General features: G+C 56.9%; 21 protein-coding genes. 16 read left to right on the top strand and 5 right to left on the bottom strand.

All coding sequences use genetic code 11. From position 1 onward, the window contains the following. The first annotated feature begins 58 nt into the window (after nucleotides 1-58). Genes MW898_RS18285 through MW898_RS18315 form a run of 7 tightly spaced genes read left to right on the top strand, consistent with a single transcriptional unit; the run spans nucleotide 59 to nucleotide 5,669 of the window. A complete protein-coding gene (locus MW898_RS18285) occupies nucleotides 59-679 on the top strand; it encodes an HAD family hydrolase (protein WP_248909519.1) in 621 nt (206 codons plus the stop codon). Then, the gene (gene cbiB, locus MW898_RS18290; protein WP_248909521.1) at nucleotides 676-1,635 is read left to right on the top strand and encodes an adenosylcobinamide-phosphate synthase CbiB; all 960 of its coding nucleotides are present in this window, start codon (nucleotides 676-678) and stop codon (nucleotides 1,633-1,635) included. The genes MW898_RS18285 and cbiB overlap by 4 nt, the downstream gene beginning before the upstream one ends. Next, entirely contained in the window at nucleotides 1,626-2,369 is a 744-nt protein-coding gene (cobS, locus tag MW898_RS18295; RefSeq protein WP_248909523.1) for an adenosylcobinamide-GDP ribazoletransferase, read from the top strand. The genes cbiB and cobS overlap by 10 nt, the downstream gene beginning before the upstream one ends. After that, entirely contained in the window at nucleotides 2,369-2,920 is a 552-nt protein-coding gene (locus tag MW898_RS18300; RefSeq protein ID WP_248909812.1) for an NTP transferase domain-containing protein, read from the top strand. The genes cobS and MW898_RS18300 overlap by 1 nt, the downstream gene beginning before the upstream one ends. Next, nucleotides 2,911-3,975 carry a nicotinate-nucleotide--dimethylbenzimidazole phosphoribosyltransferase gene (locus tag MW898_RS18305; RefSeq protein ID WP_248909524.1) on the top strand — a complete coding sequence of 355 codons (1,065 nt, stop codon included), beginning with the start codon at nucleotides 2,911-2,913 and terminating at the stop codon, nucleotides 3,973-3,975. The genes MW898_RS18300 and MW898_RS18305 overlap by 10 nt, the downstream gene beginning before the upstream one ends. Continuing rightward, the gene (gene cobD, locus MW898_RS18310; protein WP_248909527.1) at nucleotides 3,965-4,963 is read left to right on the top strand and encodes a threonine-phosphate decarboxylase CobD; all 999 of its coding nucleotides are present in this window, start codon (nucleotides 3,965-3,967) and stop codon (nucleotides 4,961-4,963) included. Before MW898_RS18305 ends, cobD begins: the two co-directional genes overlap by 11 nt. Then, nucleotides 4,956-5,669 carry an adenosylcobinamide amidohydrolase gene (locus MW898_RS18315; protein ID WP_248909529.1) on the top strand — a complete coding sequence of 238 codons (714 nt, stop codon included), beginning with the start codon at nucleotides 4,956-4,958 and terminating at the stop codon, nucleotides 5,667-5,669. Before cobD ends, MW898_RS18315 begins: the two co-directional genes overlap by 8 nt. Here MW898_RS18315 and MW898_RS18320 read toward each other — a convergent pair. Then, entirely contained in the window at nucleotides 5,666-5,833 is a 168-nt protein-coding gene (locus MW898_RS18320) for a hypothetical protein (RefSeq protein ID WP_248909531.1), read from the bottom strand. The two genes, MW898_RS18315 and MW898_RS18320, sit on opposite strands and share 4 nt — an antisense overlap. A gap of 167 nt (nucleotides 5,834-6,000) precedes the next feature. Between MW898_RS18320 and MW898_RS18325 the strand changes: the two genes are divergently transcribed. Next, the gene (locus MW898_RS18325; RefSeq protein WP_248909533.1) at nucleotides 6,001-6,837 is read left to right on the top strand and encodes a DUF8054 domain-containing protein; all 837 of its coding nucleotides are present in this window, start codon (nucleotides 6,001-6,003) and stop codon (nucleotides 6,835-6,837) included. A 50-nt stretch (nucleotides 6,838-6,887) separates the two neighbouring features. Here MW898_RS18325 and MW898_RS18330 read toward each other — a convergent pair whose 3' ends face one another. Further along, on the bottom strand, nucleotides 6,888-7,700 hold the full coding sequence (locus MW898_RS18330; protein ID WP_248909536.1) for a DUF7839 domain-containing protein: 813 nt from the start codon (nucleotides 7,698-7,700) through the stop codon (nucleotides 6,888-6,890). Nucleotides 7,701-7,815: 115 nt separating this feature from the next. Here MW898_RS18330 and MW898_RS18335 point away from each other — a divergent pair, with 115 nt between their 5' ends. The 5 genes from MW898_RS18335 to MW898_RS18355 all read left to right on the top strand — a co-directional run bounded on the left by MW898_RS18335 (nucleotide 7,816) and on the right by MW898_RS18355 (nucleotide 14,290). Further along, a complete protein-coding gene (locus tag MW898_RS18335; protein ID WP_248909538.1) occupies nucleotides 7,816-9,150 on the top strand; it encodes a cobyrinic acid a,c-diamide synthase in 1,335 nt (444 codons plus the stop codon). A 122-nt stretch (nucleotides 9,151-9,272) separates the two neighbouring features. Beyond that, the gene (locus MW898_RS18340) at nucleotides 9,273-10,028 is read left to right on the top strand and encodes an arylamine N-acetyltransferase family protein (protein WP_248909540.1); all 756 of its coding nucleotides are present in this window, start codon (nucleotides 9,273-9,275) and stop codon (nucleotides 10,026-10,028) included. Nucleotides 10,029-10,306: 278 nt separating this feature from the next. After that, complete coding sequence (gene glpK, locus MW898_RS18345; RefSeq protein WP_248909542.1) at nucleotides 10,307-11,848, top strand: glycerol kinase GlpK; 1,542 nt, start codon at nucleotides 10,307-10,309, stop codon at nucleotides 11,846-11,848. Nucleotides 11,849-11,850: 2 nt separating this feature from the next. Further along, nucleotides 11,851-13,023 (top strand): DUF7973 family transport facilitator, encoded by a 1,173-nt coding sequence (locus MW898_RS18350; protein WP_248909545.1) that lies wholly within the window; start codon nucleotides 11,851-11,853, stop codon nucleotides 13,021-13,023. Between the two features lie 97 nt (nucleotides 13,024-13,120). Continuing rightward, entirely contained in the window at nucleotides 13,121-14,290 is a 1,170-nt protein-coding gene (locus MW898_RS18355; protein WP_248909547.1) for a Cdc6/Cdc18 family protein, read from the top strand. Between the two features lie 665 nt (nucleotides 14,291-14,955). Here MW898_RS18355 and MW898_RS18360 read toward each other — a convergent pair. Together MW898_RS18360 and MW898_RS18365 are read right to left on the bottom strand one after the other, a co-directional pair. Further along, nucleotides 14,956-15,675 (bottom strand): hypothetical protein, encoded by a 720-nt coding sequence (locus MW898_RS18360; RefSeq protein WP_248909549.1) that lies wholly within the window; start codon nucleotides 15,673-15,675, stop codon nucleotides 14,956-14,958. A 632-nt stretch (nucleotides 15,676-16,307) separates the two neighbouring features. Beyond that, nucleotides 16,308-16,460 (bottom strand): hypothetical protein, encoded by a 153-nt coding sequence (locus MW898_RS18365; RefSeq protein ID WP_248909551.1) that lies wholly within the window; start codon nucleotides 16,458-16,460, stop codon nucleotides 16,308-16,310. Between the two features lie 168 nt (nucleotides 16,461-16,628). Between MW898_RS18365 and MW898_RS18370 the strand changes: the two genes are divergently transcribed. Next, nucleotides 16,629-17,144 carry an HPP family protein gene (locus MW898_RS18370; RefSeq protein ID WP_248909553.1) on the top strand — a complete coding sequence of 172 codons (516 nt, stop codon included), beginning with the start codon at nucleotides 16,629-16,631 and terminating at the stop codon, nucleotides 17,142-17,144. 97 nt (nucleotides 17,145-17,241) lie between these two features. Here the strand turns inward: MW898_RS18370 and MW898_RS18375 are convergent, their stop codons facing one another. Continuing rightward, entirely contained in the window at nucleotides 17,242-17,439 is a 198-nt protein-coding gene (locus tag MW898_RS18375) for a DUF5800 family protein (RefSeq protein WP_248909555.1), read from the bottom strand. Between the two features lie 99 nt (nucleotides 17,440-17,538). Between MW898_RS18375 and MW898_RS18380 the strand changes: the two genes are divergently transcribed. Together MW898_RS18380 and MW898_RS18385 are read left to right on the top strand one after the other, a co-directional pair. Beyond that, entirely contained in the window at nucleotides 17,539-18,384 is an 846-nt protein-coding gene (locus MW898_RS18380; RefSeq protein WP_368409107.1) for a polymer-forming cytoskeletal protein, read from the top strand. Nucleotides 18,385-18,434: 50 nt separating this feature from the next. Beyond that, a complete protein-coding gene (locus MW898_RS18385; protein ID WP_248909813.1) occupies nucleotides 18,435-19,628 on the top strand; it encodes a redox-regulated ATPase YchF in 1,194 nt (397 codons plus the stop codon). Nucleotides 19,629-19,729: the final 101 nt, after the last annotated feature.

Below are 19,729 nucleotides of genomic sequence, written 5' to 3' on the forward strand. Positions count from 1 at the left end.
AGGAGATGAGATAGCCACGATCGAGATATTCAAGTTGGCTTGGACTAATCACGAGAGAGTGGTTGTATCGTTCGATCTCTTCGGGACACTCGTTCAGGTGAGTATGCCCTCCGATCCTGCTGGTGCCGTGGCTGCGGAGCTATCGTCCCGTGATGTCCCCGTTCCCGATGACTGGCCGATCGCTTATCGGGAGTCGCATGTCGATGCACCATCGGGCGCGGAGATCGCTCTCCCGACACACGTCAAACAGGCACTCCGGAGTCGTGGAATCGAATCAGAGAGGAACGTCACCCGCCGTGCAGTCGCGTCGGCGTTCGTCCCAAACGTGAAAACGCGTTCTGGGGCGCGAGAGGCGGTTGAATCGGCTGCGCGTTACGGACCCGTCGGCCTCTGTTCGAACTGTAGCGTTCAGGGACTCGCTGTCCAAGCGCTCGTCCGATCAGATGTAAATCGAAATTTGTTCGATGCTATCGTTACGAGCGTCGCTTGTGGGTGGCGAAAGCCCAATTCCCGCGTGTTTGAATCAACAGCATCACAGCTCGGAACGCGCGTGAGCGATCTCACGCACGTCGGGGATGACCCGGCGACAGATGGTGGTATCGAAGCAGTTGGTGGAACGTTCGTCGACGTGAACGACGTTCCGTTGACAGCGATTCCTGACCAGTTAGCGGAACGATGAGCGTCCTGACTTCGGAAGCAGGGAGCACCGCTGTGCTTGCGCTCGTGCTGGCGTTCATGCTCGACAGCCTCCTCGGAGAGCCGCCGTTGAAAGCCCATCCAGTCGCGTGGTTTGGACAACTGATTGTGCTGTTCGATCGGGAGTGGCGGTGGCCACTGCTTTCTGGCGTTCTTATCGCGGGCTGTCTACCGCTTATGGCAGCCGTCCTCACCGGTCTCATTGTTACCACAGCTTTCACAGTTCATCCGATTGCGGGCGCCATCACTGCCGGCGTCGTCCTGTTCGTGGTTACGAGTCGTCGGATGTTGCTCGACACCGCAAGCGAGGTGGTTGTGCTGACGGAGACGGATCTTGCGACGGCGCGCGGTCGACTCCGCGCGCTTGCCGGGCGTGAAGCGTCGTCGCTCTCTTCGGGCGAGGTTCGAAGTGCTGCTGTCGAGAGCGCCGCCGAAAATCTCTCTGACGGACTCGTTGCCCCATTGTTCGCGTTCGCGCTGCTCGTCCCAGTGTCGCTCTCGCTCGGGACCGCGGGTGCAGCGTGGGTAAAGGCTGTGAACACGCTCGACTCGATGCTCGGATACGAACATAAGCGAGTTGGAACAGCAAGCGCCCGGCTCGATGACGCCGTAATGTGGTTTCCGGCCCGTGTGAGTGCTCTGTTGATAGCGCTCGCTGCTGGCTCCCTCACCGCGCTGTCCGTACAGACGGCGTGGCTCGACTCGGTGCCATCACCGAACGCCGGCTGGCCGATGGGAACACTCGCTGTCGCCACCGACTGTCAACTGACAAAGCCCGGCGTCTACACGCTCAATCCGGAGAAATCGCTCCCCACGGTCGCAACCGCAGAGCGAGGAGTCCACCTCATCAGCCTCGCGAGCGTCTTGGCGTTCGTGTTCGTCTGTGCGGCTCTTGTTCTGCTTTTCGTTCTTTTACAGGGGGTGGGGCAGTGGATCTGACTGCGCTTCGCGGCGCCCTCGGCTTTCTCACTCAATTGCCGATTGGTCACGACGAAACGGCGTGGGATGCGTTCCGACAGACACCTGCCGCGTTTCCACTTGCCGCCTACCCAATCGGCGTTCTCATCGCCCTCCCGGTCAGTCTCTCGGTCGTTCCCGCAGTGACCGCATTTTTCTTTGTAGTTGCTATCGTTGTCGTGACGGGCGTCAACCACGCCGACGGTCTCGCTGACCTCGGGGATGCAGCAGCCGTCCACGGCGACAGTGAGCAACGACGAGCGGTCATGAAAGACACGACAGTCGGTGTCGGTGCGGTCCTCGCGCTCGGAACTGTTCTCGCCGGACTGGTCCTCGCCGGGCTGGCGCTCGCGGCGCTTCCGTCACTGATCGCTGTTGGCATCGTCGTCGCGGCAGAAGTCGGTACGAAGCTCGGTATGGCCGCTATTGCCTGTCTCGGCACTGCGACCCACGAAGGACTCGGATCAGCATTCACTGGCCGACGTCCACGACAGTTGGTCGCTCCATCGGTTGCGACACTGCCCGCAGTCGTGCTGACGGGCCGATCTCCAGCTGCCCTTACAGCCGTTCTCATTGGTGTGTGTACCGGTCTTACTGTACTCCTCGTGGCTCGTCGGTCACTCGGTGGTGTCAGTGGTGACGTCTTCGGAGGCGCGAACGAACTTGGGCGCGTACTCGCGCTTCACGCGGGGGTGATCGCGTGGACGCTCTCGTGATGTGTGGCGGGCGAGGAACGCGGCTACAGTGCGCTGAAAAGCCGCTGTTCTCAGTCGGTGGGCGGCCGATGATCGATCGCGTAATCGATGCACTCGATGCCTGTGAGTCCGTCTACGCCGTCGTCTCTCCGCATACACCTGAAACTGCTATCAGAGCGCGAGAAGCACTCGAATGCACGACGATCGAGACGCCCGGCGATGGCTACGTCCCAGATCTCAACAGCGCGCTTTCTCGCGTCGAACCTCCCGTACTGACTGTCGCGGCCGATCTCCCGCTCCTCGACGGACAGACAGTCAGCGCTGTTCTCGACCGCACAACAGCGTATGATGGATCACTCACTGTCTGTGTCCCGGTCGAGCGAAAGCGCAAGCTGGGCGTGAGCGCTGACACCGTATTCGAACACGAAGGACGAACACTCGCACCGAGCGGACTGAATGTCGTTGCGGACGCTACTGACGAACTCATGATTCGAGAGAACGATCGACTTGCAGTGAACGTGAATCGACCCCGAGACGCACAGATTGCAGAGGCACTGTTGCCATGCGAGTAGTTCTCGTTGCTGGGACGACCGCGACCGCCGAGATCGAGGGAATCAGTGCCGCTGGCTCGACGCCAGCGCTCATCTCACACACACCGAGCGCCGACAGCGCGATTCTCGTCTACGGCCGTCCTGTCGCCCCGCTTGGCATCCAACATCCGACACCGGTCAGTCCGACTGGCTGTCCGACGCCCGCGGTCATCAGTCGTGCCGCCCACGAAGTTTGCGGATTCGATGTCACCGTGGTTGACGCCGGGTTAGCAACACCGACCGGCGCACCAACAGTCGATCTCAGAACACAATCTGATCGTAGAATGAACGCAGAGATGAGAACGGAGGATGCTGCTGCGGTGTATGGTGGCGGTGACATTCGTGAGCCAGTTCCGGTCCCAGACGCAGCAGAAATCTTCGAACGCGCTCGCGGTCTTGGTGGATCGATCCCTGGCCCATTGCTCGTCGGTGAGACGATTCCCGGCGGAACGACGACCGCACTCGGTGTGCTACGAGCGCTCGGGCACTCGTTTTCTGTTTCCTCTTCGTTCGCGGATAATCCTGTTTCATTGAAACGACGCGTTGTCCGAGAGGGTCTCGAGGCGAGCGGGCTGGCTCCCGGCGAGCTCGACGATCCGTTGGATGCAGTGCAGACCATGGGCGACCCTGTTCTCGCGGCAAGTGCGGGTCTGACCGTCGGTGCGATCGAGGCTGGAACGAGCGTCACGCTGGCCGGAGGGACACAGATGCTGACGGTGGGTGTGCTCGTCCGTTCGCTTTCGGACGCTCCTCTCTCGCTTGCGACCACGTCGTTCGTCGCCGATTCTGTCTCAGATCTTTCTGATGCAGCCAACGCGTTCGATCTCGATCTCACCGTTACTGATCCCGAATTCACAGACAGCCACGTTGCAATGGAGCGCTACCTCGCTGGCGAGGCGAAAGAAGGCGTTGCAATGGGCGGTGTGCTCGCGGCCGCAGCCGGTCGGGTTGGGGGACAGACAGAACAGCAACTCGACGCGGTTCGTGAGCGGATCGCAGTCGTCTACGACCGCTTGTTAGAGGACGATGGATCCTGATGCCACAGCCTCCGTTGGTCGCGTCCCCCACGGGAGCAGCGACGCTGTGTACGACTTCAGCGCGAACTGTAATCCCCGCGTCCCCGATGTTCGCAGCGTGTACGACGCCGCGTTCGAAACCGCTCGATCGTATCCCAATGAGACGTCTCCTGACTACCGCGCGGCCGCCGCCGAGTACGTCGATTGCGCTCCGGAACAGGTGATTCCAACGGCGGGCGGAATGGCTGCACTCCGACTCGCAATCGAGGTGACGGTTAATCCCCGAGACTCCGTACTCATCCCGGTTCCTTCGTTCGGAGAGTACGCACGCGAAGTGCAACTCCAAGGAGCAACACCGACGTTCGTGCCGTACAACGAACTTCTCGCTGTCGATCCCAGCGAACACGCACTTGCCATCATCTGTACACCGAACAATCCGACGGGTGACCTCCCTGACCGCGACCGATTACTCGCGTTTGCGGCAACGTGTAGAGACGCTGGCACTCCACTCCTCGTTGACGAGGCGTTTCTCGACTTCACCGACCAATCTTCGCTCGCCGGAACTCGTGGTGTCGTGGTCGCACGCTCGCTGACGAAGATGTTCGGTCTCCCTGGCCTTCGTGCGGGATTCGCCGTTGCAAGCGGCGAACTGCGCGAACGCCTCCGAACAGCGGTCCCTCCGTGGGAGCTCGGTTCACCGGCAGCCGCCGTCGGAACACACTGTCTGCGTGCAACCGAATTCGTGAACGAAACACGTGAACGCGTCCAAAGCGAGCGCAAACGGATGCGCCGAGCGCTCGCGTCTCGATTCGAGGTAGCCGATTCTCGTGCGCCGTTTCTCCTGATCGACGTGGGGACCGACCCGAAACCACTGATTGCGTCGCTGCGCTCGCGCGACATCGCTGTCCGCGATGCGACGACGTTCCGCGGGTTGGATACGCACATCCGGGTCGCCGTTCGGCTCCCGGACGAGAACGACCGACTGGTGGAGGTGCTCCTCAATGCCTGAGATCACCGCACATGAAGGTGTCCTCCAGTACACCCACTTGGGAGCACGTTGGCTCTCGACAGGATGGCGCGGGGGCTACTGTGTGTCCTCTACAGCCTACAACGTCTCAGTGCCCGAACAATGGGAGGACGTTGATCTCGACGCCTACGCAACGGCTCGACGGGATCAAGCAGGATACGATGCATCCGGTCCGACGCTATTCACGGGAGTCGATCTCGAACACGCTCGCGGGGCGCGCTGTCACCCCGTCGAAGCGGTCGTGACGGCTGGCATCTCGAACCCAGCCGCTCTCCCAATGGAGCCGACGCCCAAGGCGACACCGAGAACGGACGCAAAACGAAAAACTGGCACAGTGAACATCATACTCTCAACGACCGAGGCGCTCACTGACGGTGCGCTCGCAACGCTGCTCGCCTGTGCCGTCGAGGCGAAGACAGCGACACTTCTTGCCGAAACTGGCTTTCCCGGGACGACAACCGATGCTGTCGTCGTTGGCTGTAATCAACTGAACTCTGGGGAAAAACGTCCGTTCGCAGGGAGCGCGACGGAGATCGGTGCGGCCGCCCGTGCGTGTGTACGCGAGAGCATCCGCGCGAGCCTCACATCACGATACGAAGAGACACCACTCCCAACGTCAGTCGCAGATGCACAATACGGTGTCACGACGACTCAACGAGCGGATGTCTTCGAGATACTCGAGTGTTAGGAGAGATCCGGAACGAGCGGATCGATGCTGTACCGTTCGTCTGCTGGAAGCACTTCAGGCCCGGTCGCCCGTTTCTTGAGAACACCACCATCCGGCCGAATGAGGGACTGTGGCATCACCGGAACCAACGGTTCGATTTCGTCTGTCGGACGGTCGTCGATCATGGCTGCACTACTTCATTCATCATGGACATTCATAAAACTTCATGGTCTTTCATGCCCTTTAATGATATAGAGTGTATACTTACATACCAATCATACACTGAGCACGTTTCATTACTTAGCATTCTCATCACCGATAAATATATTCATCATCAACTGAAGGTTATTCTATGCGCATTCAGTCAGTACTCGATACTATACGACAACCAGAGTATACCGGTGATAACCGGTGTATCCCCTGCACAGTCGTCAACCTCGCCATCACGGTCGTCATCTGCGTCGTTCTCGCTGTATGGATGTGGCCAGTAGCCATCGGGTTCGCTGTTATTGCGCTTGCGAGCATCGCGCTGCGTGGGTATCTCGTCCCAGGAACGCCAACGCTGACCAAGCGATACCTTCCGGATCGAGTGCTCGCAGTGTTCGATAAAGGCCCAACGCAGACGACCGCTGTGGATCCCGACGAGACAGCCGCAGTCGACGCCGAGCAGATCCTCCTCAAATCTGATGCCGTCGAACCCTGCGAAGACATCGACGATATCTGTCTCACGCCCTCGTTCCGCAAAGCGTGGTACGACCGGATGGATACGATCGTCGAAACGGAGACAGAGCGAGAAGCGCTTGCGGAGTCACTCGACACAGAGGGTGAAATCGAGTTCGTCGACCACGGCGAGGCGTTCGCCGCGCACATCGACGGCCGCTCTGTCGGCCAGTGGGAATCACGCGCCGCATTCATCGCGGACCTCGCCGCTGCGCGTGAACTGTCAAACTGGATCGACGCGTGGGAAACGCTCGATGTGACCGAACAAGGAACCGTCATCCGCGGTCTTCGGGTGTTCGTCGAGACGTGCCCGAGCTGTGACGGGCCGGTCGTTCCCTCACAGGAAACTGTCGAATCGTGCTGTCGAGAGCACACCGTCGTTGCCATCGCGTGTGAAAGCTGTGATGCGCGCATCTTCGAGTCGACGGTTGATCCTGCTGTCGAGATCGGACAGCCAGAAGCAGTGTAGCTCACGACGTCTGTACAGCACGCTTTGGCTGCGCTACCGATGTCTCGTTGCTATCCTCGTTCGTCGACGAGTTCGTATCCGATCCCGTTTTCACGGAGCCGTTCGGTGTGATTAGAGAGTCTGTTTTCGGTAACGAGTAGCAAGACTGAGATTCCTCTTGCGGAGGCTTCGGGAACAGCACTCGCGGTGCCAAATCGGAGATCGGGAGTGATACCGGCGCTCTGGGCAGTCGCAAGGGCTTCAGTGCCAGCAACGGCAACGTAGTCGTGATCTGATGCGAGTGTGGTGGTCGTTTCGCGCTCGACGGAGCGACTCCCTCCGTTACGGATCTCAGGAACGACGAGTATCGTTACCGCACCGATCTCATACTCATGGAGTCCTTCGAAATCCGTCACTCCAACGTCTTGCCCTTCGTTCGCATCAGTGATGGCGATAGCAGTCACACTCCCCGAGCCGTTCGGCGTCGCACAGAGCGTCCCGTCGATCATCGAGAGTGTGACCGACTCGTTTGCTGCGATGTCGTCAGTCGCGATTGCTGTCTCGGTCTCGACGTGACCGATGATCTCTTCGGCGACAAACCGCGCGAAATCTCGGAGATCATCAGTTCGGGAAATCAGCCAATCAACGCCCTCTTTGGTCACCGTATACCGTCCCCGACCTTGTGTCTCAACGTAGCCTTCGTCTGTGAGCTCCTGTACGTATTCGCTCACAGCTTGTGCAGTGATACCGACGGTATCAGCAATCTCCTGTTGGCTCACTGCGGGCTGTCTGTCGGCGATGGCAACGAGTATCTGATAGCGCGAGGCATCGCGTTTGCTCTTAAGCACCCGCAGATCACGCTCTCCAGCCCCATTCGTTGACATAGAACACGGTTATCAACCACGGTTGAAGTAGCTTATCGAGTATGATCGAGTGAGAGGCCATCCTTTGAGGGTGTGCATCGAGTAGTTGTTCTATGCACACAAAACGGTGGTTCTCGTGCGTGGGCTAGTTATCGCCGGAACGCATTCGGGTGTCGGGAAAACGGTTGCAACGCTTGCGGTCTGCCGTGCGCTTGGAACGACCCGAGTGGCCAAAGCTGGGCCGGACTTCATCGACCCGAGTCACCACACAGCCGTGACGGGTGATCCATCACGAACCCTCGATCCGTGGCTCTGTGGTGTCGAGGGGACCCGCCGGAACTACTACCGAGGAGCGAAAGAGAACGGAGCTGGCGAGTGCTGCGTCATCGAGGGGATGATGGGTCTGTACGACGGGACGGTAAGCACAGCACGCGTCGCGGAAGTGCTCGATGTCCCCGTTATACTCGTCGTTGACGCGAGTGCTGGCATGGAGAGCGTTGCGGCGAGTGCACTCGGCTTTCGACGATACGCCGAACACGCCGGACGGGCTATCGATGTTGTTGGTATTATTGCCCAGCGAACACACGGTGGCCGTCACGAGCGCGGTATCCGCGATGCGCTCCCGGATTCACTCGCGTACTTCGGTCGGATCCCGCCCCGCGAGGATCTCGAAATCCCCTCGCGCCATCTCGGGCTTCATATGGGCCAAGAAGCACCGCTCTCTGAGGACGCGCTCGATGCGACAGCAGCGCACATCGATGCCGACCGATTGCGGTCGGTTGCACGCGCGCCGCCCTCTCCGACCGCCGATGAACGCGAACACAATAGAGCGCCTACAGGAGCACGCGATAAGCGAACGGAACCACGCATCGCCGTCGCGCGTGACGATGCGTTCTGTTTCGTCTATCCGGCGGTTCGTGAGTGCCTCCGCGAACAAGCGACGGTAATTCCCTTTGCTCCAACAGCTGGCGACGATCTCCCTGCGTGTGATGGTGTCTACCTTCCGGGCGGGTATCCTGAGAAACACGCCACAGCACTGGCTGCGAGTCCAGCGCTCGATACGATTCGTGAGCGTGCAACCGACGGGCTCCCCGTGTTCGGTGAATGTGGTGGGCTGATGGCACTCTCAGAATCACTGACAGTCGACGGCGAAACGCACGCAATGGCGGGTGTGCTCCCCGCCGAAATAACGCTGTGCGATCAGTATCAAGCGCTCGATTACGTCGAGCTAGAAGCGACGCGCGAGACGCTCACTGCCCGTGTGGGAGAGACGTTCCGAGGTCACGAGTTCCATTACTCTCGGGCCGACGTGGCGAACGACGCGCGGTTCGCCTTCGACGTTCGCCGTGGAACAGGAATCGACGACGCACACGATGGACTGACCGAGTACCAGACACTCGGCACGTACTGTCACGTTCACGCCGAATGCGGAGCGTTCGATCAGTTCGTGAAAACAGTCGGTGACACGTAACACGAGAATCGAAGACAGTGGCCGTGTTATAACTACATCATGTCACAAGTCGGTTACTGGCGATACCGATATTCGATCATCTCGACGGAGATGGTATAGTGATGCGTGTGTAATCGTCTCTGATGGATCCCCATCGATACCTAGCTCGGATCGGGGTTTCTCTCGATCCAGAGAAGCCTCGTGATCTCGATCTCTTACAGGAACTCCAGCGAGCACATCTCCGCACTGTTCCATTCGAGACACTCGATATCGCCCGGAATGAGCCGATTGTTCTCGATCTTTCCTCTTTGTACGCGAAGATCATCGATCGAGAACGTGGCGGCTTCTGCTACGAACTCAATTCGCTGTTCGGCTGGCTCCTCCGACAACTCGGGTACGACGTGCGCATCGTCGAAGGACGTGTCCGAGACGATACCGAGGCGTTCGGTCCACCGTTCGATCACATGGCCCTTCTCGTCGATCTCAAGAGACGCTATCTGGTCGACGTCGGGTTCGGTGATTTCTGTCGTCGTCCACTGCCCATGGCGGGCGATTCGCTGTCTGATGTGAGCGGGACCTACAGAATTACTCCTGCTGACGATCCCGGTCACTATTTCACACAGGAACAGACCGACAGCGAATGGACGCCGAGCTACCGGTTCACAACCGAGGAACGAGTGCTCGCTGATTTCATCGAGATGTGTGAGTATCAGCAAACTGCTGAAGAATCGGCTTTTATCGGCCGAACTGTTTGCACAATTGCAACCGGTTCGGGGCGGGTTACGCTCTCTGATGATACTCTAATTGTCACTGAAAACGGTGGAAAGCGGAGTGAAACCGTCAGTTCACAACAAAAACGGGCACGAGTTCTCGACGACTGCTTCGGTATCTCACTCTGAATCTTGGTCAACGTATCCATCTCACGTACTCACACTCGAATCCATGAGACGATCTCTTCGTATCGACTAGTTCCTGACTCCTGAAGTAATTCGGCAGGAATTTCGAATGCAAGCGCTTCTCGTCACGATGATTTACCGTCTTCTGTCACTGATTTCATCATAGATGGAAATGTAATGACCAGTAGATTTATAATGGTCTAATCAATTGTTTACCACTGGATTGGCACCATGGGTAAACAAGCGAGCCGTGGAACCCAATAGATCTGGAGTGAGACATCATGTCATCAGACACATACGTCGGCGCTATCGATCAAGGGACGACAGGAACGCGATTTATGGTTTTCGACCACGCGGGGAGGGTCATCACCAGTGCGTACGAAAAACACGAACAGCACTATCCGGAGCCGGGATGGGTCGAACACGACCCGATAGAAATCTGGCAGAAGACACAGGCTGTCATCACCACAGCGTTGGATGAAGCCGACGTAGATGCAACTCAGCTCGAAGCAATCGGGGTGACAAATCAGCGCGAGACGACAGTGCTCTGGGACCGTGACACGGGAGCACCAATCCACAACGCTATTGTCTGGCAGGATCGACGGACGACGGACCGGATCGAAGAACTTGCCGAGGCAGGCACAGTCGAGGAGATTCGGGACAAGACCGGTCTCGAAGCCGATGCGTACTTTTCAGCCACAAAAGCCGAGTGGCTGCTCGACAACGCCGACCCGATCAAGACACAGCGAGCACGACCAGCTGACCTCCGTGAACGTGCCGAAGACGGCGAAATACTGTTCGGAACGATTGACTCGTGGCTCATCTACAACCTCACAGGAAACCACATCACCGAGGTCACGAACGCGTCCCGGACTATGCTGTATAACATCCACGATCTCGATTGGGACGACGATCTCTTATCGGAGTTCGACGTTCCACGTGAGATGCTCCCCGAAGTCCGACCATCGAGCGACGATGAGTACTACGGACACACCAATTCCGACGGTTTCCTCGGGGCAGAAATTCCGGTCGCGGGCGCGTTCGGCGATCAGCAGGCGGCGCTGTTCGGCCAGACGTGCTTTGACGCTGGCGATGCGAAGAACACCTACGGTACCGGATCGTTCTTCCTCGCAAACACTGGAGAAGAGGCCGTCGAAAGCGATCACGGTCTGCTGACGACCATCGGTTTTCAGCGATCTGGCGAACCAGTCCAGTACGCACTCGAAGGCTCTATCTTCATCACTGGTGCGGCGATCGAATGGCTGGAAGATGTCGATCTGATCGAGGATGCACTCGTCTCCGAGGAAGTCGCTCGAAGCGTCGATTCCACAGACGGGGTGTATTTCGTTCCCGCATTCACTGGACTTGGCGCACCCCACTGGGATGGACGTGCGCGAGGAACGATCGTCGGAATGACTCGTGGCACCCGCCGTGCGCACATCGTCCGCGCAGCAATCGAATCCATCGCCTTCCAGACGCGGGATGTCGCCGAGGCAATGGAAGCCGATGCGGATATGGAGATCAGTCGGTTGAAAGTCGATGGTGGTGCGGTGAAGAACAACTTCCTCTGTCAACAACAAGCTGACATCATCGATGCGAACATCGTCCGTCCTGAGGTGGATGAGACGACTGCGCTCGGTTCTGCATACGCTGCTGGACTCGCTGTTGGATACTGGAATAATCTCGAAGAACTCCGGGACAACTGGCAGGTCGACCGGGAGTTCACTCCAGAGATGAACACCGACGAAGTCGACGCGAAGTACGACCGGTGGAGTGACGCCGTTGAACGGTCGCTCGATTGGGCCCGCGAGGAGGGCGAATAAAAATGGGGGTTGATATGGTTATCGAAGCACTCAGTGATCCTGGGCTTTGGATCGCCGCGTTTGCTGGTGGCGCGTTCGGTGCGGCGCTTGGCGCACTCCCAGCGTTCATTTTCACTGGCTTCATGGTCATCTTCGGAGAGGCTGCGAATCGGACCGGAGTGTTCCTTTCTTCTAACATTCCCGGTGTCTCTCCCGACGATATCGCCATCGGTATCACAGGAAGTGTTGCGTTCGGTCCCGTTTTCGGTCCACACGTCTCCTTTGCGGGCGGTGCTGCCGCAGCTGCATACGCCGCAGAAAAAGGCTACATGGATACCGGATTTGATTACCACGAAGCGAAAAATATCGCTCACGCGCTCGGGACGAAACCAGATGTGCTCGCCGTTGGCGGACTGTTCGGCATGTTCGGAATGGTCGTCGGCGAAGTGTCCGGCGGTCTCGGTTTGCCGTGGGACCCAATCGCGTTCGGTGTCGTCATCTCGGCTGTCGCTCACAGGCTCGTGTTTGGCTACTCGCTCATCGGTACTGTTCGGGGCAAGAACATCTTCGATATGACACCGTTCGAGCGGGGTGAGATGCACTCAACGGCCGAAGGCGGCAACATCGTCGCCGACGGAGGTGAGAGCGTAGAGGCGGCCGAAACCGGAACTGAAACTGAAACTGAAACACAGAAGACGAATGGGGACGAGGAGACGGTTTCCGACGGAGACACAGCCCCACAACGACTTCTCGTCGAACCGTGGCTTCCCCAACAGTATCGCTGGGCTGGCGTTGCGATGATTGGGCTGGTCGTCGGTATCCTCGGCGGATATCTGGTCGTTTCGACAGGGAGTGTCTTCCTCGGATTTGGCATCAGTGCCGCGACACTCGTGTTCTTGAACTGTGGTGTCGAGAATATTCCCGTGACTCACCATATCTCGCTACCAGCATCGACCGCAGCAGCGGCGTTAGCTGGTGGGACCGCATCGATGCCGATGGTTCCGTCGCTGGCAATTGCTGCGGTGTTCGGTATCAGCGGAGCGCTCACCGGTGAGATCGTCCAGCGAGTTTTCTACGCTCACGCAGACACCCACTTCGACCCGCCTGCGACAGCCATCGCCATCAACACGTTCTTCATCGGGATGCTGTTCCTCCTCGGCGTCTTTCCGGGTCCCTCTTGGATTCCGGTTCCGTGAGTGCGGACATGATCTTTTCGCACAGGTGTAATTTCAGGAAACCAATCTTGTCGTGTATCGTTCGGATATCCACCCCACTCGTCCCTCTGACATCACGATGGATCTGAGATCGCGCATTCGACGGCGACAGCACTCTGGCAACGACGCACAGCTCATACTCGATTATGACGCTGTCAATCCCGCTGTCCATGTCGAAGAGCCAACAGGTCGTGGTCCTGTCCTAGAACAGCTGCTCGATTACACTGATCCGATCTTTCACGGTCAGCTTCCTTCTCACGCTTACGTCTGGGGTCCATCTGGTTCGGGAAAATCAGCCGTCATCACAGCCCTTCTCACGCAGCTCGACAGACTCCTCTGTCGATCCCGGACGGCGATTCACACGACGACGCGTGCTCGACCGGACGGAACGCCGGCGTTCGTCTACGTCGACGCACGTCGTGCTCGAAGCGACTTCGGCTTGTATCAGACCATCCTCGATAGCGTGCTTGAGGAGTCAGTGCCAGAACACGGCGTCGGGGTCGATGCGATCAGTTCGTGGCTCAGCGAACATCTCGAACCGCGCGAAAACCGAGTGCTCGTTGCCGTCGATCACGTTGGTGAACCAGACACCTACTCGCTCTCGGAGCTCGCGGGGACGCTATCTCCGCTGAACGATTCACTCTCGTGGATCGCCGTCGGTCGGTCACCACCGGACGACCTCCCCGAAATACCTCCTGAGCACATCGAAATCCCTGCCTACGACGACCACGTTCTCGTCGATATTCTGACCGAGCGTGCCTCCGACGGCCTCTCTCAGCGAGCCGTCACGCACGAACAGCTGCGTCGCATCGTCAGATGGGGTGAGGGTAACGCACACAACGCACTGGCAGCACTGCTCAGCGCAGCGAGCGTCGCAGTCGCTCACAATCGATCTCGTGTTATCGACGAGGATATTCAGACAGGGATGGACGCTGTTCCGCGCCCCTCGGTATCGCTCGCTCGGGTGCTGTGTCTCTCACAGAATCGTCAGTCCGTGCTGCGTCAACTCGTCGATCTGGACGACACAGAACGGGCTTCTGTCGACACCACAACAGAGACAATAGCACAAACCTCCGGCGTCAATCTGTCAGAGGCGACGGTCAAGCGCTTCTTGTACGAACTCGCCGAAACCGGCATTATAGAGCGCGTGACAAACGATACATCTCCGGGCATCGGTCGACCGCCGAGCCGACTCGAACCTCGATTTCCGACGCTCGTCTTTCGTCAACTGTACGATCTCCCTTCATGAGTGAGTATACTGTTACACACACCACGCTATGACTATACGGAGTCGTCTTTGTATTGTCCAACTGAGAGTCTCAAGTCAGTCTCTGGCTTCCTTCTACCGAAATAAAACAGAATAGGAGAGTTGCGCCGATTCCTACTCAGAAGTCAATAATACTCTTCTACTTCGTTCAACTTCCTATCAATTAGTAAAATGATTAAAATCGTCGGTGGATCTATACAAAGATTCCGAGCCAATAGCAAAATACAAAGTGCATAATATGGGATTTGGAGCTGAGACGGTGTGAAACCTCTCTCCGAGTCCATCAACCCTACATTCGGCTACGCCTCATTACCACTTCCACGCTCTCGGCTACGCTTTGCTCCGCCTGCGCTTTCGCTACCGTACCGCAGCTACAGGGCAACAGGAATCCGTAGTCCACACCAGCAGGTCAGTAGGGCCGATGAGAGACGGTCTTATCACAGGTCGTTGTAGGCTCGGAAAACGAGTCTCCGATCCTCGCTGAGTAGGCTACATACACTCTCATAGCCCACTACTCGTAGCTTTCGCGGATAGGAAATCATCTAATCAATGCCTGACTGTTCTCCAATCAGCTCTTAATCAGCTAATGTCTCCAGAAACCATTCGATTTTAAAAAATAAACAAACCTTCACAGTGGCACTCGCCAACTACGGGTTTTCATTTTCAGGTACGAACTCCTGACCGTTCCACTCGAATTTGACTAATAGGTCTAGGTCATTACCACAGGGCACGGACTCCGTTTGGTCAGGGTCGGCCGGATCGCCCATACCAACCTCCGCAGAGCCACTCATAGCGCCGCTCTCCACGAACTTCTCAATGTCTGGCCCGGCTTTGAGCTTCACTTCCTGGATCGGAACATCCGAAGTCCACGAGATCGCGACCGGTTCGGATGGGTCGTTATCCTTGAACTCAGTGGGAGTCACGGTCACATCGTCTGCACTGCCCTCTGTACCTGGTGTGACACAGAACGCAACGAAACTGATTGCCGGTCGCATATCGGGCGTTGTCGTTGGTGTCGGTGTTGGTGTCGGTGTTGGTGTCGGTGTTGGTGTCGGTGTTGGTGTTGGTGTTGGTGTTGGTGTTGGTGTCGGTGTCGTCGTCGGTGTTGGTGATGGCTTGACGGAGACTCCAGTGCTACTGGCATCGGCATTAGCGTTCGCATTATTATTGTTATTATTTGTATTTGTGTTCTCGAGATTGTTGGAGTTCTTGTTGTTGTTTTTATTTTTGACGATATTCACTGGATTGTTTTTTGACGTATCAGAGTTTTTATCTGAATTATCGTTTATTTTTGTGACCTTATCGAATTTCGGGACGTGCTTTGTACCGAATGATGCCCCGACGGCAGGTACAACGACGACTCCCACGGTCACACTCAGCACCATGAAAACTATCAATGCGGTTTGGGTTTTTTGTTTCATGATTGTTGGTTATATGTACAGGAACAAGCACCATCGAGTCCAATAGACAGCCCGAAGGCTCCTATGAACAGGTCGGTCTGCGTTCCTACTCGCGATATCCGAATACAGCCACTTCAAATTTTTTCTTTGTGTTTTATATATAAATTTATCCTGTCTAACTATGTTATTTGTAATTAATCAATGATAGTGCTATAAATCACTGGTGGCAGCGTGTTCATATCAGCCACTAACAGCGTTTTTAACCAACATCACTACTTTTGTTGTGGAACGAGAGATTCATGCTTCTATCATCTATCCCTCATCGTTCCGATCGAAGTATATAGAACGCACCATGGCTACACGTGGACACAGAATAGATCTGAGTGGAATTGGGCCGAACTCGAATTCTGATGTCATCACTATGGTTGCTGTAAGTCAGAAGGAGGCGGCGGGAGACATCACCGGGAATCACTAGTGATTCACACTTAATGTATAGACTTATAACGCGGGGAACAGAGGCACTGTACGATCTCGAAACGGGTTGAGTTTCGTACTGGTCGGTCACTCGCCCAGTCTCCAAAATATCAGAAGGAGTTCACTTATACTGGCGCAAACAGGAGGAATATCCCGTACGGAATCACGAACAGGAGGACGAACATCGCAAGCAGAATAGCGATGTATCCGAAGGTCGTTCCAAGCGCGGTCAGCCACGATGGATGCGTGAACTGGCCGAGGCGTGCTTGCTGTGTCATTACTCCACACTGGAACGCTCGCACAATAGAACTGTCGTTGTTATCGCTGCTACTCAGCCCAACGCGAACGTGTGGCTGTGAGAGAGTAAGATCAGATAGCGTAGAGAAGAGCAAAGCAGGAAAGGAAAAGGGAAGGATACTATGAGGTGGCTGTGTCGAACGGAGTGTATGAACCGTCGTCGTGTTGGGACGAGTCTCTACGCTGGATTTCTGTTCACAGTTCTCGGTCTCGTTGCGTGGGCAAGCGGGCAGCCGTTTATTTTTCCGAGTCTCGGGCCGTCTGCGTTCATTCTCTCGTTTCAACGCCGAGTTGAGCGAACTCGGCGGACGATCGTTGGAAGCCACGTCATCGGTGGCTGTGCTGGTCTCCTCGCGTACTCCTTACTCGCCACTGATGCTACGATTGTTGCGACATCTCCTGCATTCTCTGCAGACGGCCTCCGTCTCGCTGCAAGCGGTGTCGTATCGATTGTACTGACGAGCTGGGGAATGATTGCTACCCACACAAACCACGCACCGGCGTGTGCGACGACGCTCATCGTCTCTCTTGGATTGCTTTCGACGCCGGTTCAGGTCGCAATCATTGTGATAAGCGTCATCGTCCTTGTTGAAGTCCACTCTGTCGTGCTGTCTCTGTTCAAATGGACGGTCGGTGACAGCCACCCTGTGTACCGCGACTCGTGAGCACTACGTACTGATAGATTGAGTCACGAAACTCGATTGGATCTTGACGAACATTCACAGCTATCCACATCAAACCCTCATCAAGTACTCTCGTGTGTCAGCGCACGATATCTTCGATGCGGCGGGGTTCGCCCTCAAGCGTCGGACTCTCCTCGATGATTTTCAGCACTTCGTGATCTGTAATTGATGGATACGATTTTTCGATCGCGTTCTCAATGAGCTGTCGTTCGAGGCGGAATTCAGTTCCCTCGTAGACGACATCGACACCTTGTTCGTCGAATGATAAGGCAGTCATGCTCGGTCTTATTCACGGCGAAACAAAAACTTCGTCGCTCGTCAGCCGTGCGTCAGACGGTCCCAAGAGATTATAGCCCCGTCGTGGTAACGCTAGTCCGTGTCGATTCGCGGTGATACGCTTGACCGGCTCGTCATTCCAGATGAAACGACGGTCGAAGAACACGATCTCGTGACCGATGGAGACATCATCATCGGTGGGCAGAGTACGGTCGAGTTCGGGGTGCGCGGACGCAGCGTTATCGCCGGTGAGCGCACCGTATTCGGTGGTTCTATCGAGTCGACAGATGACTGTCGGCTCGATATGTGGTGTGATGTTCACGGAAACGTTCTCGTGGGTGCAGACGCCTACATCGGAGAGCGGGCGCGCATCGGGGGCCAACTCGTTGTTTCCGGTGACCTCGATATCGGCGATGAAGTAGACATCGAAAAAGGCTTCGAGGCGAGTGGTTGGATCATTATCCGGAATCCGATGCCAACCATCGTCTTCCTGTTCCTGTATCTCTCGCATTTGTTGCGGCTCGGTGAGGAGGAAGCGGCTGCAGAGGTTGCAAACGAGTTCTTGGGCGAACAAGATGACGCACTCGTTATTCCTCGTGGCTCACACGTGAGCGACGATATGTGGCGCGTCTCGACCCCGGGTGTTATCGGCAACGGCTGTCGGTTACACGGGAATATCAGAGCGGCATCGCTCACTGTCGGTGAGGACAACGACGTGTTCGGGAGCCTCAGAACGAAACGCTGTATCACGATCGGGAAAGGGACCCGTATTCACGGCGACGTAACCACACGGCACGGCACGGTCACCGTCGCCGAAGGCGCGGAGGTGCTCGGCGATATCTCCTGTGGTGATCTCGATCTGCACGATAGAGCGACCATTGACGGCGCGATCCGTGCGAGCGGCGAGATGTCGATTACGAACGATTCCATCCACGAAACCATGTAATGGAGGTGTGGAATCGAAAGGCACTCTCCGACGCCGACCCTGTACGGTGTATGGTTTCACTCTCCCTCTCGCTTGCCCTTGCCGGAAAGCCCAATGCCGGGAAGTCCACGTTCTTTCGTGCGGCGACGCTCGCAGATGTCGAAACCGGTAACTACCCATTCACAACGATCGATCCGAATAGAGGTGTGAGTCACGTCCGCACGGAATGTCCTTGTCTTGCACGTGAAGAGCGCTGTGACAGCGACAACTGCCACGACGGCATTCGCTTTGTTCCAGTCGAACTGCTCGATGTAGCGGGACTCGTCCCCGGTGCGCACGAGGGTCGAGGTCTCGGTAATCAGTTCCTCGACGCTCTCTCGAACGCCGATTGTGTCATCAACGTTGTCGACGCCAGTGGTGCGACGAATGCCGAGGGTGAACCGGTCCCAACTGATTCGTACGACCCCGTTCAGGACGTGGATTTCATCCAACAGGAGATGGACCTCTGGCTCGCGGGAATCGTTGATCGAAACTGGGAAACCGTCGAACGTCAGTCCCGATCGCCCAACTTCGACCTCGAAGACGCGCTGACAGAGCTACTGACCGGCTTCGGCGCGAGCGAGCCGAAAGTCGCATCAACGCTTCGTGCGGTCGACTATTCTGACGATCCACTCTCGTGGGACAGCGACGATCGTGAACGACTGGCGCGTGAGCTACGCGCCCGCACAAAGCCCATCATCGTCGCTGCCAACAAAGCAGACACCGCCTCAACAGAGAACATCGAACGACTCCGCGAGACAGGAAGCCGCGTGACTCCGACCACAGCAGAGGGTGAGTTTGCTCTCCAACAGGCCATGAACGCGGGCGTCATCGAGTACGATTCTGGCGATCCAGATTTCACCGTCGTCGGTGATCTTACGGACGAACAAGAACGCGGATTGGAACGGATTCGTACCGTGATGAGCGACTGGGGTGGAACCGGCGTTCAGGAAACGTTGAACACGGCCGTCTACGATCTTCTCGATCATATCACCGCTTATCCTGTTCAAAACGAGACGAAGTGGACCGACGGGCAGGGAGTTGTTCTTCCTGATGCCTTCCTCCTCCCGCGTGGGTCGACCCCGAAGGATCTCGCATACGCCGTCCACTCCGATATTGGGGACGGCTACCTCCACGCGGTCGATGCACGTTCTGGACGACGCGTAAGCGATGAGTACGAACTTGAAGAAGGAGACGTGATCAAGATCGTTAGCACGGCTACGTGACATCCTCACGCCCCTTGTATCCCGACACATAGTTCGTGGTGTGCTCGGTCGGCACAGCGTGAACCATGATTCGAGAGCTGATTAGTATGAGAGAAATGGAA

Source organism: Halocatena marina, assembly GCF_023276375.1.
GTDB classification, from domain to species: Archaea; Halobacteriota; Halobacteria; order Halobacteriales; family Haloarculaceae; genus Halocatena; species Halocatena marina.

What these genes read in the sequence shown, in the direction of transcription:
- cbiB (WP_248909521.1), top strand. Translation starts at nt 676, where the DNA reads ATGAGCGTCCTGACTTCGGAAGCAGGGAGCACCGCTGTGCTTGCGCTC.
- MW898_RS18325 (WP_248909533.1), top strand. Translation starts at nt 6,001, where the DNA reads ATGCGCATTCAGTCAGTACTCGATACTATACGACAACCAGAGTATACC.
- MW898_RS18350 (WP_248909545.1), top strand. Translation starts at nt 11,851, where the DNA reads ATGGGGGTTGATATGGTTATCGAAGCACTCAGTGATCCTGGGCTTTGG.
- MW898_RS18300 (WP_248909812.1), top strand. Translation starts at nt 2,369, where the DNA reads ATGTGTGGCGGGCGAGGAACGCGGCTACAGTGCGCTGAAAAGCCGCTG.
- MW898_RS18305 (WP_248909524.1), top strand. Translation starts at nt 2,911, where the DNA reads ATGCGAGTAGTTCTCGTTGCTGGGACGACCGCGACCGCCGAGATCGAG.
- MW898_RS18330 (WP_248909536.1), bottom strand. Translation starts at nt 7,700, where the DNA reads ATGTCAACGAATGGGGCTGGAGAGCGTGATCTGCGGGTGCTTAAGAGC.
- glpK (WP_248909542.1), top strand. Translation starts at nt 10,307, where the DNA reads ATGTCATCAGACACATACGTCGGCGCTATCGATCAAGGGACGACAGGA.
- cobD (WP_248909527.1), top strand. Translation starts at nt 3,965, where the DNA reads ATGGATCCTGATGCCACAGCCTCCGTTGGTCGCGTCCCCCACGGGAGC.
- MW898_RS18365 (WP_248909551.1), bottom strand. Translation starts at nt 16,460, where the DNA reads ATGACACAGCAAGCACGCCTCGGCCAGTTCACGCATCCATCGTGGCTG.
- MW898_RS18370 (WP_248909553.1), top strand. Translation starts at nt 16,629, where the DNA reads ATGAACCGTCGTCGTGTTGGGACGAGTCTCTACGCTGGATTTCTGTTC.
- MW898_RS18315 (WP_248909529.1), top strand. Translation starts at nt 4,956, where the DNA reads ATGCCTGAGATCACCGCACATGAAGGTGTCCTCCAGTACACCCACTTG.
- MW898_RS18385 (WP_248909813.1), top strand. Translation starts at nt 18,435, where the DNA reads ATGGTTTCACTCTCCCTCTCGCTTGCCCTTGCCGGAAAGCCCAATGCC.
- MW898_RS18320 (WP_248909531.1), bottom strand. Translation starts at nt 5,833, where the DNA reads ATGATCGACGACCGTCCGACAGACGAAATCGAACCGTTGGTTCCGGTG.
- MW898_RS18375 (WP_248909555.1), bottom strand. Translation starts at nt 17,439, where the DNA reads ATGACTGCCTTATCATTCGACGAACAAGGTGTCGATGTCGTCTACGAG.
- MW898_RS18340 (WP_248909540.1), top strand. Translation starts at nt 9,273, where the DNA reads ATGGATCCCCATCGATACCTAGCTCGGATCGGGGTTTCTCTCGATCCA.
- MW898_RS18355 (WP_248909547.1), top strand. Translation starts at nt 13,121, where the DNA reads ATGGATCTGAGATCGCGCATTCGACGGCGACAGCACTCTGGCAACGAC.